The following is a 13,514-nucleotide window of genomic DNA, read 5'->3' on the forward strand; positions in this document are numbered from 1 at the left end:
AAATCCTTTTCAACTTTTTTTTCAAAAAGTTTCCACTAAAAGTAGAAAGCGCTTATCCAGAGCGGATTTCCGCGTGAAAAAATTTACAAACTGTAAATCCAGCCTGGTCACCGGGAACTGGGAAAAGGTTTTTATTTCCCTGATCTGATACCCCCGGGCAATGATTGAATCTCTGTGTTCCATATTGGTAAATATGAGAGAAGGACCACCAGGTATAGTATCATATCGAAGAAGAGGAGCATCCAGATAATATTCCATCGCATATGAATTCACACCATAGCATCCTATAGCTCCACCTTTCAGTTCTTTATTCGCATAGAACGCCGCCGTGCTTCCACTCTGGTACCGGAGCACATCCGGATAGAACAGCCCGTTCAGAAATAAATTCAAAACGACACCTGCCATACAAGTGCGGAAGAATACACGTGGCGTTCCTGTCAAAGGAAGCCATATAAAAGCCGCTATCATCATTACGATCAACCCTACAGCCCAGAAGTGGATTTCAGGCCTGTAAAAAGCCCATATTGCGATAATTGCAACACCCATGATCCCTATCAGGATATGCTGCGTGATACGAAAAAATTTTTCTCTTACGTCTTCTACTATATACTTCGACGTGAGTATCGCGAAGAAGGGGAAGATAATATTCAAATAATGCGGTAGTTGAAACTTTGAAAGGGAGAATAACAGAAAGGTGGACAACGCCGCACCAATACAATAGTACTCCGTCGCTGAACGCCGTTTCCTGATAAAGTTGACAACAGCAACATACAACAATAAAGACCATGGCAGAAATGCCCATAAAACCGTATGCAGAAAGAACGAAGGATCGCCATGCCCACGAATAGGTCCGTTATTCATAAACCGGCCGAACTGACTGTCCCAGAAAAAGAACCGGATACCCGATACATCTGTCTGTCCAAACACGACTTTCTCAGGATGCGCATCAAACTGCTGGTACAAAGCATATAATTCCGGTGTGATGAAAACAAGGATCAGCAAGCCGGCCACCAGCCAGCGCCAGTGAAACAGTTCCTTCCACTGCCGGGTGCACATATACTGCCCGATAAAGGCAAACCCAATAGGCACAAGGGCAAAAGGCCCCTTTGTCATTACCGCACAGGCAGCAAACGAAGCGCCCCATAACAACTGTCGTTTATACAAATGATATACACTGGCAATGATCAGTCCTGTCAGATAAGGTTCCGCCCGTACGTCCGTACTCGATATGACCAGATGCTCCGCAGATAAGAAGATACAAACTGCCCATAATGCTACCTTGTCGCCGTACAGGTCTTTGGCAAACCGGTAGGTATATACCACCCCCAGCAGCAGGAAAAGAAATGCCGGCAGCTTATAGCTAAAGCTGGTAAAACCAAAAAGCAAATAGGAGAGCGCCGCCATCCAGAATGGAAAATGCGGCTTATCAAGCCAGTCATGTCCATCAGCCACAAGGTTCAGGTAGTCATGATGTTGCACCATATGCTTGGCAATACCTGCATACAGAGCGCCATCCGGTTCCATAATAGTAATAGGAAGACCAGTCATGTGCATGAATATCAGTACACCGATCATGATCCGGCAGACTTGTTTCTCAGAGATAGAATAGACTGTCATGTGCAAAAATTACAGCACAGACAGCATATCCACAAAACAGCGGGGGCTTTTAATAGAAAATTAACAGGGCTACCAGCCGAAAAGACTGGATTTCTCTAATCCGATATAAAGACCATCTGGCCGTTGCTCCAGGGGATAAGTCTTGAGGTAGAATCCTTCTCCACTGCTGTTATAACCGTTTTTTATATTAAAACGGTAACGGTGTAGCGGACAAACAACATTACCGGCATCATCCATAAAACCATCCGCCATAATGCCGCTGGCATGCGGACATTTATAGGCAAAGGCATAAACCTGCCCCTGATAACGGGTGTAGCAGATCTTCTTCCCCTGGACTTCCAGGGTGCCTATTTCGCCTTCTTTCGCGTACAGGTCTGATAAACGATGCCAGTTGTATTGTTTTGCCATTCTATTGGTTAATAAAAATATTCGCTCTTGTAAGGATAACGGATACGATACAGTTCTACTACCTTACTCAGGATAGTCTGTCTCAGCTCATCAATATTCGTACGGGCCGCAGCGGATATGAACACGCAGTTACCATGGGTTCTGGTCTGCCAGTTCTCCTTCAGTTGATTCAGAATATCCTGTTTCACATCTTCCGTCAGCCACTTATCGAAGGTCTGCTCTTCATACAGATCCATTTTATTGAAGATCATGATACTTGGCTTATCAAATGCCTTCAGCTCCTGGAGCGTACGGTTCACCACTTCTACCTGGTCTTCATATTGCGGATGGGAGATATCCACAACATGGAGCAGGATGTCACTTTCTCTTACTTCATCGAGGGTCGATTTAAAGCTTTCTACCAGATGGTGAGGCAACTTACGGATAAACCCTACGGTGTCGCTCAATAAAAAAGCGGTCTGGTCAAATACTACCTTACGGGTCGTGGTGTCCAGCGTTGCAAACAGTTTGTTCTCAGCAAACACGTCACTTTTACTCATCAGGTTCATAATGGTGCTCTTACCCACGTTCGTATAACCTACCAGGGCTACGCGAATGTATTCACCACGTTCCTTACGCTGAGTAAGTGACTGTTTATCAATCTCTGCCAGTTTTTTTCTGAGGAGGGCGATCTTGTCCTTGATAATACGACGGTCTGTTTCGATTTCCGTTTCACCCGGACCACGGCTACCAATACCACCTCCCTGTCTTTCCAGGTGACTCCACATCCCTTTCAGACGGGGCAGGATATATTGATATTGAGCAAGTTCTACCTGCACCTTCGCCTGGGCCGTACGGGCACGACGGGCGAAAATGTCAAGGATCAGGTCACTACGGTCAATCACCTTTACATTCAATACCTTTTCAATATTGGCGATCTGGGAACCAGTCAGCTCATCATCGAATATAACCAGGGTGATATTTCTGCCTGCAATAAAGTCCCGGATCTCTTCCAGCTTACCCTTGCCTACAAAGGTAGCTCTGTCAGGACGGGCCATTTTTTGGGTGAATCGTTTAACAGTCGTCGCGCCGGCCGTCTCAGCAAGGAATACCAGTTCATCCAGATACTCCTGTACCTGGCGTTCCGTTTGTTCCTTAGTGATCAATCCCACAATGACAGCACGCTCTTCCTGTTGTACTACTTGTTTCTTTTCAATCAAAGTATATAAAAATTTACTGCAAAGGTATGGAATTAGTCCATAGCACTATTTTCCCTACATTTAGCGTCCAAACAGAATCTAAACATGCATAAATCACTATTATTAACATCACTTTTTATATCAACTATGGCAGTGGCCCAGCAGAAAATGACACCTGAGCTGCTCTGGCAATTAGGCAGAGTAAGCGGGGAAGCGATCACGGCGGATGGAAAGACGGTAATTTACGGCGTATCACGATACAATATCGCTGAAAACAAAAGCGACAGGGACCTGTTTGCCATCCCACTTGCGGGAGGTGCTGCCACCCAGATCACGAAGGAGCCTGGCGGAGAAGGAGAGGTGAGTGCCATCAGCGGACAAAAAATCGCTTACGTCTATAAAGGACAGCGTTGGGAAATGAATGCTGATGGTTCCGGTGCCACACAGATCACCAATGTGGAAGGTGGCTTACAGAATATGCGTATATCACCTGACGGCAGGCATATCCTGTTCTCAAAAGAAGTAAAGCTTAAAAAGGTCAGCGGCAGTGACTTCTATCCAGACCTGCCAAAATCCAATGTACAGATCTATGACAACCTGAACTACCGTCACTGGGATACCTGGGAAGACGGTAACTTCCAGCACATCTTCTTTGCCAGCTATGACAATGGTCAGGTTGGGCTCCCTGTTGATATCATGGAGGGAGAACTGCACGATAGCCCGCAAATGCCCTTTGGTGGTGCAGAAGATGTTATCTGGGCACCTGATGGCAAAAGCATCATCTACGTTACCAAGAAGAAATTTGGTAAAGACTATGCTGTCAGCACCAATACCGGCATCTATGAATACAACCTGGAAAGCCGCACTACCAAAAACCTCTCTGAAGGATTAGCGGGTTACAATGTTGCCCCTGCCTTCAGCACTGATGGCAAATACCTGGCATGGCTTGGTATGGCAAAAGATGGCTTTGAAGCAGATAAAAACGATATCATCGTCCTGAATCGTTCTACCGGCACCCGTAGCAATCTTACCAAAGACTGGGATGGAACCGTTGCTTCCGTCTCCTGGAGTAAAGACAACAAACAACTGTTCTTCCTGGCGGTAGTAAAAGGTACGGAACAGCTGCACGAGATCACTCTGCAGAAAGATGTGGCCGCCACCAACGCCAGGCACATCCGTCAGATCACTGAAGGCGACTTTGATATCAATGGCATTGTCGGTCAGTCAGGCAATACACTGGTAGTATCCCGCACAGATATGAACCATGCAGCAGAACTCTATACACTACAGCTGCCAAAAGGCACAATGCAGCCGTTGACCACGGTCAACAAAGCAACGTACGACCAGACCAGCATGTGTAAAGTGGAAAAGCGCTGGATCAAAACGACAGACAATAAAGAGATGCTGGCGTGGGTGATATTTCCGCCCGATTTCGATCCTGCCAAGAAATATCCAACACTTCTATATTGCCAGGGTGGGCCACAGTCGGCACTTTCACAATTTTATTCCTATCGCTGGAACTTCCAGCTGATGGCCTCCCAGGGGTATATTGTTGTCGCTCCAAACCGTCGAGGTATGCCAGGTCACGGTGTAGAATGGAATGCAGCTATTAGTAAAGACTGGGGTGGACAACCTATCCGTGATTACCTGAGTGCTATAGACGCGGTAAGTCAGGAACCATATGTTGACAAATCCCGTCTGGGCGCTGTCGGTGCAAGTTACGGCGGATATTCTGTTTATATGCTGGCCGGTACGCATAACAACCGCTTTAAGAGCTTCATCGCGCATGACGGACTGTTTGATCTAAAAAGCTGGTATGGTACTACCGAAGAACTCTGGTTTGCCAACTGGGATATCGGTGCTTACTGGGATGCTGCCAATGCTAAGGTCTATAAGGAATTCAATCCTAGTGAATATGCCAACAAATGGAATACACCTATCCTCATCATACAGGGAGGTACTGACTTCCGTGTGGGCATCGAACAGGGCTTACAGGCCTTCCAGCTGGCACAGCTGAAAGGTATTAAGAGCAAACTACTCTATTTCCCTGAAGAGAATCACTGGGTGCTGAAAGCACAAAATGCACTGGTTTGGCAAAGAGAGTTCTTCCAGTGGTTGAAAGAAACCCTCTGATCGGTCAATATATTATCATACATCAGGCACTATCTCGACGTGTCTGATGTATGCCTTATCAACTTTATAAATTCCCCGACGTTATGTTCACCTCTCTCTTGCTCAACATCCAGGAGGGCATTGCTACAATTACCCTCAATCGCCCGACTGTCTACAATGCATTTAATGATCCACTGAGTTATGAATTACAGGATGCCCTCAAACAGGTGGAAAAAGATACGGCTGTCAGAGTCGTTATCCTGACTGGCGCAGGCAAAGCCTTTTGCAGCGGACAGGACCTTAAAGCGGCTATGGAAGCCGGAAAGCGTGATCTGAGCGAGTCACTGCACAAGCGCTATAATCCTATTATAAGAGCTATAAGGAATATGCCTAAGCCAGTCATTTGTCAGTTAAATGGTATTGCGGCAGGGGCAGGTTGTTCGCTTGCCCTGGCCTGTGATATGATCATTGCCAGCGAAACGGCCGCTATGGTGGAAATATTCATTAATATAGCCCTGGTACTGGATTCAGGTTCATCTTACTTCCTGCCACGTACTGTTGGGTATCATAAAGCCTTTGAACTGGCTACCAAAGCATCCAAGCTTTCCGCACTGGAAGCACAGCAACTGGGGTTTGTGAATAAGGTGGTGAAACCAGAAGAACTGGAAGCCGCTGTACTAGCCGAAGCCACTTTCTATGCAAACGCACCTACGAAGGCGATTGCCCTGCTCAAGAAAATGCTTACGAAAGGAATGACAGAAGATCTGGATACGGTACTGGATTATGAGGCCTATTGCCAGGAAATTGCTGGCAATACTGCTGATAATGCCGAAGGTATTCAGGCCTTTCTGGAGAAACGTAAACCAGTATTTAAAGGAGCATGATCATTCTCTCTGTCAAAAGAGAGATGCATATTCATAAAAGAGAAAAGGGCCGTCCGCCGAAAGCAGGACAGCCCTTTTTAGTATTTTCTGTTCAGATTACAACCCACTGATCATAAATCCGAAGGAATATGGACTTACATCGTACGTACCATTTTCCTTGAACATGCCATTCAGAGCATAAGTACCGTAGAGGGCAAAGTTACCATAACCCACTCTGGCAGTACCCGCAAAACGCCAGGTATTGAACAGACGTTTGCTCGCTTCTTTTTCGATCAGCTTAGAACCTCCCAGGTTTTCTACTGAACGGGTGTGCGCGTTAACCAGGTTACCTAATTTCAGACCAACACCAACTTTAAAGCCTTTGTTGGCATTCTCTGGCACCTGACGGTATCTCAGCTCCAGGGGAACTTCCAGGTAAGTAGTAGCTAATTTGAATTTGCTATAATTGTCAGTTTCCTGGAAACTAGGCACTGAAGAAGTATTTCTCAGATCCAGGCTCATGTCCTTCAGCTGAATATGATCAGACCCTATTCCCAAACCGGCTGCGAGACTGAAATTAGTTTTCTGCAAAGGAATGTCATACATAAACGCAATATTAAACTGACGGTTAAAACCGGTTTTAATATTGCCGGCACCTGTACCTGACAGTCCAACATATCCTAACTGAATCACTAAGAAATCCTTGGAATGTGTGGCTGCTCCCATGGCAGTATTAGCAACTGCATTCTTGGCATCCTGTGCAAAAACACCCAACGAGGCAACCATCAGTCCCAGCGAAAAGAATAATTTCTTCATGTTTAAGTATAAAGTCTTGAAAAAGAATATTAGGCAAATTTAATGGAATAGGAATAAAACCAAGGGTTAAAATATTTATAAAATATCAGGCGGTATTTATTCTCTTTGAGGATGTCAACGTAAATACATATCTTTTCGCATAATATATTATACCCTATGGAAGAATATAATGGTCACCTGAATATATATACAGGCGGCTGTTCAAAGTGCAATAGCCCTGAATATGAACCTGGTTATAAGGTCAGATTCTGTAAGGCTTGCAGAAAAAAATTAACCCGGTATCCCGTAAAAAAAGAAGTCATATGGGCAGCAATAGGGGTAGGCGTTATACTACTGATCTCGCTGTTCCGGCTGCCTGGCTATTTCGTAGCTGGCGTGGATTATATGAGGGCTGTACGCTTAACCGAAGAACGAAAATATGTAAGTGCACAGAAAGCTTTTGAGGTAACTCTTAAAAAGTTTCCGGAGCATCCCGGGTCCATTATGCATCTTATAACTGCCGCTTATTTCAACGATGATTTGGAAAAGATGGACAGCCTTTTCAATTTGCTGGATGAAGACAAGTTGTCTTCTCTGGATAGTGATCTGGAAGCACAGTTCGATCTGCTTAATGAATATTCATCCCATTATCGTATCCGCAATAGAAAGGTATATGCCGAACTGGATAGAATTGCGAATGATACAGCCGCCTATCAGAATAAGCTGGAGGGATATGTAAAAATGGATAGTGATGATCTGGCAGCAAAAATTATGCTTGCCAATCTTTACGAGATACAGGAGAATCATATGGGCGCAGACAGCCTTGCCGGACTAGCTATCCATGCAGCGCCTCTTTTCCGCCCCGCCTACTACATTAGGCTTGCAGCATTGAAGGACCTGAAAAGATACGGAGAAGGATTAAAATGTGCTGAAACACTCCTTACACAAAATAAGGAGTCGTTAAGGGCCTTACTTTGTCAATGCTTTTTTCAATTGAAGCTGAATATGCTAAAAGAAGGGTTAGCCACCAGTAAACTTGCCGCACAGCTCTATCCTGATGACAATAGTGCGCTATTCTGGCTTTCAGTATCTTATCATCTGAATCACCAGCAGGCGGAATCAGAACGCATTTTTGCAAAGTTACAGGCCCGCCCGGATACCGATACCAGTAAGCTGACAGAACTTCAAAATTACATTACCGATAAAGTACCCTTCAGGGACTAAATAATTACAAGCATGTTCATACCAGGTATTTTTATAGCAGCGGTTACCTTCCCGGGAGTGATCGTACATGAATTTGCACACCAGCTCTTTTGCCGGCTCTGTGGAGTGGCGATATTTGAGGTAAAATATTTTCAGATGGATAATCCGGTGGGATACGTAAAACACGAGGCGGTACGTAATCCTGTTCATCAGCTGCTGATAAGCACCGGTCCTTTTATCATCAATACGTTACTGGCACTCCTGATCGCTTTCCCTGCAGCGATACCTGTATTTCTTTTTGATGAGGGAACACTGTTAGACTATATGCTGCTTTACCTCGGAATGTCCATTGCGATGCACGCTTTTCCAAGTACAGGAGATGCCACTATTATGTGGCACACGATCTGGCGTGGGGAAAATGTACCTGTATGGCTAAAGATCATTACCGTACCAATTACCGTACTCATTTACCTCGGCGCACTGGGCTCTAGGGTTTGGCTGGATCTTATTTATGGAATGGGTGTGGCCTTTGGACTTCCCATTCTTATTGTTAAACACTTTGCATAAAAGAAGAAGGCGTTCACCTGGTGGGGAACGCCTTCTTCTTTTATATAATATCGTACTAACTGAATAGATAAAGTACATCTTCTTTTGTGAGCTTCTTCACAAATCCGGAATCATCTGCGATAATCTCCTTAACCAGTGATTTTTTACGTTCCTGTAACTGCAGGATCTTTTCTTCCACAGTATCCTTACAGATCATTCTGTAAGCGAAGATGTTTTTCGTCTGACCAATACGGTGTGTACGGTCAATCGCCTGTTGCTCCACTGCCGGGTTCCACCATGGATCAACGATATAAACATAATCCGCAGCTGTCAGGTTAAGACCCACACCACCCGCTTTGAGCGAGATCAGGAACACCCTGCAATCGTCATTTGTCTGGAAGTTCTGGATAGCACGTTCACGCTCAGTGGCAGAAGTACTACCATCAAAATACTCAAATGGTATCTTCATATGCTGCAGCTTCTCACGGATCAGGCCCAGCATACCGAGGAACTGAGAGAAGATCAGCACCTTGTGATTGCTGATATTTTCTGTCATTTCACGGGTCAGCTCATGTAGCTTTACCGAATGATTCGGATACTGCTCTGCTTCATTCAGGATAGCCGGGGAGTCACAGATCTGACGCAATTTCATCAGCCCCTGCAGGATGGTCAGCTGAGAGCGTTCCATACCCTGGTCTTCAATAACACCCAGGATCTTAGACCGGTAAGAGTTCCTGTATGCGTCGTATATATGCCGCTGTTCAGCATCCATTTCACAGAAGATAACTGTTTCAATCTTCTCAGGCAGTTCCTTTGCCACCTGCTCTTTAGTACGACGCAGGATGAATGGGTAGATCAGCTTACGCAGATGGTCCTTACGTTCTTCATCCTGGAACTTATCTATCGGAGTGGCAAACTCGTTCCGGAAGAAGTCTACGCTACCCAGCATACCTGGGTTCAGGAAGTTCATCTGCGCATAGATGTCAAATGTGTTATTCTGCATCGGCGTACCACTCAATGCCAGTTTATTTCTGGTATTCAGCAGCTGTGCCGCTTTAGTCACTTTGCTTTGCGGATTTTTGATCGCCTGAGATTCATCCAGTACTACATAATCCAGATCCAGCTTCATCAATGTCTGTACATCACTGCGTAATGTACCGTACGTGGTGATCAGGATATCAAATTTCATCAGCTCTTCCATCGTCTTTAAACGGGTCGGGCCATGATGAATATGATAGGTCATGGTGGGCGTAAATTTACGGATCTCGTTCTCCCAGTTATAGATCAGGGTAGTCGGACAAACCACGAGTGCCAGACACTTATCATTTTTATTCTTATAATGCTGGATGAATGTCAGTGCCTGAATAGTCTTACCAAGACCCATATCATCTGCAAGGATACCACCCCATTTCACTTCGTCAAGATAATTCAACCACTGGAAACCGCTCTCCTGGTATGGACGCAGGGTAGCCTGCAGGTTATGTGGCAGCTTTATATTACGGATCTCGTCAAATTGCAGCAGTTTACGACGCTTCTGCTCCAGCTCCATCAGCACAGCTTCATCATCAATGAACTCATACAGTTCATCAATAACGCTGAAGTTATATTTGCTAAGCTTCAGTGCTCCTTTTTCCTTTTCCTCTCCGATCTTGAACAGGAGAGAGTATTTCTTCAGCCACTCTTCAGGTAACAGTCCCAGCGAACCATCGGCCAGCTGTACATAATTCTGTTTACCAGCAAGTGCCTGTTTGATCTCCCGTATACTTACCTTCTGATCGCCATAGACCACTTCGATCTGTGCGTCAAACCAGTCAATACCAGAACTGATCTGAAGATTGGTAACAGGTTTATGTGCGCTGAATTTGAAGTTTTTGAGGTTTTCAAATCCGAATACACGCACATTCATTTCTTTCAGCGTATCAAAGAAGAGGAAGAACCAGTTGTTCTTCAGTGCTTCCTTCGCTTTCAGGTAAAAATAGTTATTATTAGAAGGTTGTGAGAAGCTGGTATGCAGACTGCTGAGTTTATCAACAAACTGTTGCTCCGCTTCTTTATTCCTATGGATGATCAGTACTTTGTTACCTTCCTGCACAGTGATCTTGGCATCATCATTCCATTCTACTTCCTGTCCATGATAAGCATATCCCGGCTGGATAATAAATGTCTCGCCTACTTCACGCAGGAACACCCTGCACTCAGGTAATATATCATCTACTTCCGCCAGCAGAGAGTTATCAAACTGTATCTGATACTGTTTGCTAAGCGGTAACAGATAGTCCTGCAGGTAAGTACCCCACTGGTCTGAAGGAATACGGATCCTACCGCTTTCGCGGAATAGTTCCACATGCAATGCATCCTGCGGATTTTCAAAAAGATATAACACCTTATTTTTCAGGAACAGGATAGAACTGTCCCACTCATTATCAGCAACATTGATCAGTTCTCCTTCAATCTCAACGTGACAAGTCACTTCTACAGCACCAGCAACGGTATGCGTCTTAAACACCGGCTGCAATCTGTCTCCCGCCAGATGCACCGGCTGAAGGTTCTTAGTTTTGAACTGTTGCCTGTTAGGCAGCAGGAACAACAGACCATGGGCAGCCATCTGCGGGAACAGCTTGGATAGCTTCGGATGCAGATATTCCAGCATTAGTTCCTTTGTCTCAGTTGGCAGATCTGATTCATTATCATTATGGGTGATATTCTCCCATATACCTGCGAACGGAGAGTTTTTGCTAAGGAATTTGCTAACCTCAATGCCCTGCACTTTACGTACAGGTGTGATGAGGTCGCGATCTGATTCTTTATATAAGTAGAAATCAACGTACTTGGTTAGGTCCAGCTTATTGACCAGCGATACAAACTCCTGTTGTTCATCATTTACTTCGCCGCTAACCAGATCTATCCGGAAGAACGGATACAAAGGTTCATTAGCATTAAACACTACGCCGATACGTTGTGTAATAACAGTAGGTTCTTCCTGAGGTGGGGGAGGAGCCACATTTTTGCTGGCAAGCGTGCTGTCCACACGTTTAATACTCGGGTCCAGCACACGCAGGTAAGGTTTCCCCTCCATATAAGTGAAGGTAAACTTCCCTTCCAGATCATCATCCAGCGAGTATCCGTACAAGGCAAGCAGCTTATTCTTTTCCTTGTCCCAGTTACGCAGGGTATCGAAATAATATGGGCCGTGATTATTTAAAAGATTGAGGAACAATGCTGTTTTGTGCTTACAAATGGCATGTTCTGTTTCGTCACAGGTACAGGCGGTGTCAAAGAAACGTTCTTCATTCCGCTGTATGATCAACGGATATTCCTGTCCTTCGTATTTAATAGTCGCCTCGACCTTCTCATCTTTCGCAACGGTGACCTTGACGTTTTTTGCCGGTTTGGCTATTTTCTCAGCTTCCGCAAATATTTCACTGGAAGTCAGTAGTTTAAGTGATTTCAGGTCGATGAACTTCATCTTCACCAGCGTATGTTGCTGATTGTATTGAGTATCGAAGCTCTCGAAATGATTCTTATCCAGCATTTCCTGCAACTGGAACATCGCTGCGGCTTCATGCCGGCAGATGTCTCCCAGATTATAGGGGCACTGGCAACGAACGGACATAATGCTCGTCTCGTGATACTTGTTAATTGAAACGCGATAATAATTCGCATGGGTATCGCTCTTTACCCGGAAAGTGGCTGATTTCAAAACGGGATCAGCTTCCAACAACTCCACACCACCAGTCGCAAAGATGCGCTTCCCCCTACGGATTACCTCATCGGTTCCGTTATTATAAACGTATTTCAGCAACTGGGGCAGCGACATAGTTTCATATTGCCCGGTTTATTTACCAGCCTGGGTTAAAACGCTAAAATATTTAGCAGCTGATGAAAAGGCAATTCACAAAAGTACGCAGAAAAATCCTAAAAAGCTACAGCGCCAGTAGCGTATACACTACATGCCATCACTTCCAGAAACAAACACTTTAAGAAAAGAAATTATCTGCAGTTATTCTGCAGCTATAAGCTCTCCATTGCGGTAAATAGGCAGGACGTTCGCTCCATCCGGAGTGAGACAATACTCGATGTCTTTTTCCAGTCCGAATTTCGCCAGCCGTTTATAATGAGAGGCCTGTTTCATTACTTCATGGATACTGTCTTTTGAAGTAACGTATAATGTCTCCGCAGCAATTGCTGAATCACAATCTACCGAGAAATGTTTCCCGATACGGTTCACCACCGCCCCTGCAAACAGGGTGTCTTCCATATTCACACGATCTTTCCAGCCCGCACAACCAAGTATAACCGGTTTGCCCTGTGAGATCAGATAATCACATACCGCTGATATGTTCGGAAAAGAACCAGTAATGATCTCTATCGCATCCTTAGCCATATGCAACAGCTTGGTTCCATTTGTGGTAGTGAGTACCAATGTCTTATCCTGAATAAAAGTTTTTGGGTATTCAAAGGGGGAGTTACCATGCAGCAAACCTTCCGCGATCCGTCCGTCTCTTTCGCCAGCGGTAATGGCGCTTTCTCCCAGCTGTTCTCCAATGCTGATACACTCCGGCACAGAAGCTACGGGTATCACACGGGCGGCGCCATTATACAATACCGTACAAATCGTAGATGTTGCTCTCAACACATCAATAATCACCACTATACTGTTCTTTACATCATACAAATGCAACAATGCCGGTGATAAACATACTTCCAGTCTCGGTTTCAGCTCTTCCATATTATATCAGTTAGGAATTAAAAAATCAGGAATTAGAAATGGAAGCCATAAAATGAGGGATCT

10 protein-coding genes are annotated in these 13,514 nt (G+C 45.0%); 4 read left to right on the forward strand and 6 right to left on the reverse strand.

What is annotated here, in order from left to right; translation table 11 throughout:
• Window positions 1-21: 21 nt before the first annotated feature.
• The 3 genes from GWR21_RS18605 to hflX form a co-directional block, all read right to left on the reverse strand.
• Window positions 22-1,617 carry an ArnT family glycosyltransferase gene (locus GWR21_RS18605; protein ID WP_238429872.1) on the reverse strand — a complete coding sequence of 532 codons (1,596 nt, stop codon included), beginning with the start codon at window positions 1,615-1,617 and terminating at the stop codon, window positions 22-24.
• Window positions 1,618-1,686: 69 nt separating this feature from the next.
• Complete coding sequence (locus GWR21_RS18610; protein ID WP_162333198.1) at window positions 1,687-2,025, reverse strand: Rieske (2Fe-2S) protein; 339 nt, start codon at window positions 2,023-2,025, stop codon at window positions 1,687-1,689.
• An 8-nt stretch (window positions 2,026-2,033) separates the two neighbouring features.
• Window positions 2,034-3,224 carry a GTPase HflX gene (gene hflX, locus GWR21_RS18615; RefSeq protein WP_162333199.1) on the reverse strand — a complete coding sequence of 397 codons (1,191 nt, stop codon included), beginning with the start codon at window positions 3,222-3,224 and terminating at the stop codon, window positions 2,034-2,036.
• Between the two features lie 84 nt (window positions 3,225-3,308).
• Here hflX and GWR21_RS18620 point away from each other — a divergent pair, with 84 nt between their 5' ends.
• Together GWR21_RS18620 and GWR21_RS18625 are read left to right on the forward strand one after the other, a co-directional pair.
• Window positions 3,309-5,336: a S9 family peptidase gene (locus GWR21_RS18620; RefSeq protein WP_162333200.1), complete on the forward strand. Its 2,028-nt coding sequence runs from the start codon at window positions 3,309-3,311 to the stop codon at window positions 5,334-5,336.
• Between the two features lie 83 nt (window positions 5,337-5,419).
• The gene (locus tag GWR21_RS18625; RefSeq protein ID WP_162333201.1) at window positions 5,420-6,199 is read left to right on the forward strand and encodes an enoyl-CoA hydratase-related protein; all 780 of its coding nucleotides are present in this window, start codon (window positions 5,420-5,422) and stop codon (window positions 6,197-6,199) included.
• A 96-nt stretch (window positions 6,200-6,295) separates the two neighbouring features.
• Here GWR21_RS18625 and GWR21_RS18630 read toward each other — a convergent pair whose 3' ends face one another.
• Window positions 6,296-6,994 carry an outer membrane beta-barrel protein gene (locus tag GWR21_RS18630; protein WP_162333202.1) on the reverse strand — a complete coding sequence of 233 codons (699 nt, stop codon included), beginning with the start codon at window positions 6,992-6,994 and terminating at the stop codon, window positions 6,296-6,298.
• A 156-nt stretch (window positions 6,995-7,150) separates the two neighbouring features.
• On the opposite strand from GWR21_RS18630, the gene GWR21_RS18635 reads away from it, so the two are divergent.
• Both GWR21_RS18635 and GWR21_RS18640 read left to right on the forward strand, forming a co-directional pair.
• A complete protein-coding gene (locus GWR21_RS18635; RefSeq protein WP_162333203.1) occupies window positions 7,151-8,197 on the forward strand; it encodes a tetratricopeptide repeat protein in 1,047 nt (348 codons plus the stop codon).
• Window positions 8,198-8,209: 12 nt separating this feature from the next.
• Window positions 8,210-8,743, forward strand: a complete 534-nt coding sequence (locus GWR21_RS18640) for a metalloprotease family protein (RefSeq protein WP_162333204.1) — start codon at window positions 8,210-8,212, stop codon at window positions 8,741-8,743.
• A 55-nt stretch (window positions 8,744-8,798) separates the two neighbouring features.
• Here GWR21_RS18640 and GWR21_RS18645 read toward each other — a convergent pair whose 3' ends face one another.
• Together GWR21_RS18645 and GWR21_RS18650 are read right to left on the reverse strand one after the other, a co-directional pair.
• Complete coding sequence (locus tag GWR21_RS18645; RefSeq protein WP_162333205.1) at window positions 8,799-12,539, reverse strand: DEAD/DEAH box helicase; 3,741 nt, start codon at window positions 12,537-12,539, stop codon at window positions 8,799-8,801.
• Window positions 12,540-12,722: 183 nt separating this feature from the next.
• Complete coding sequence (locus GWR21_RS18650; protein ID WP_162333206.1) at window positions 12,723-13,451, reverse strand: 2-phosphosulfolactate phosphatase; 729 nt, start codon at window positions 13,449-13,451, stop codon at window positions 12,723-12,725.
• Between the last annotated feature and the right edge of the window lie 63 nt (window positions 13,452-13,514).

It is taken from the genome of Chitinophaga agri, from assembly GCF_010093065.1.
Lineage (GTDB): Bacteria > Bacteroidota > Bacteroidia > Chitinophagales > Chitinophagaceae > Chitinophaga > Chitinophaga agri.

Coding starts and splice junctions, on each gene's coding strand:
- GWR21_RS18605 (WP_238429872.1), bottom strand. CDS start 1,617: ATGACAGTCTATTCTATCTCTGAGAAACAAGTCTGCCGGATCATGATC.
- GWR21_RS18610 (WP_162333198.1), bottom strand. CDS start 2,025: ATGGCAAAACAATACAACTGGCATCGTTTATCAGACCTGTACGCGAAA.
- GWR21_RS18620 (WP_162333200.1), top strand. CDS start 3,309: ATGCATAAATCACTATTATTAACATCACTTTTTATATCAACTATGGCA.
- GWR21_RS18625 (WP_162333201.1), top strand. CDS start 5,420: ATGTTCACCTCTCTCTTGCTCAACATCCAGGAGGGCATTGCTACAATT.
- GWR21_RS18630 (WP_162333202.1), bottom strand. CDS start 6,994: ATGAAGAAATTATTCTTTTCGCTGGGACTGATGGTTGCCTCGTTGGGT.
- GWR21_RS18635 (WP_162333203.1), top strand. CDS start 7,151: ATGGAAGAATATAATGGTCACCTGAATATATATACAGGCGGCTGTTCA.
- GWR21_RS18640 (WP_162333204.1), top strand. CDS start 8,210: ATGTTCATACCAGGTATTTTTATAGCAGCGGTTACCTTCCCGGGAGTG.
- GWR21_RS18645 (WP_162333205.1), bottom strand. CDS start 12,539: ATGTCGCTGCCCCAGTTGCTGAAATACGTTTATAATAACGGAACCGAT.
- GWR21_RS18650 (WP_162333206.1), bottom strand. CDS start 13,451: ATGGAAGAGCTGAAACCGAGACTGGAAGTATGTTTATCACCGGCATTG.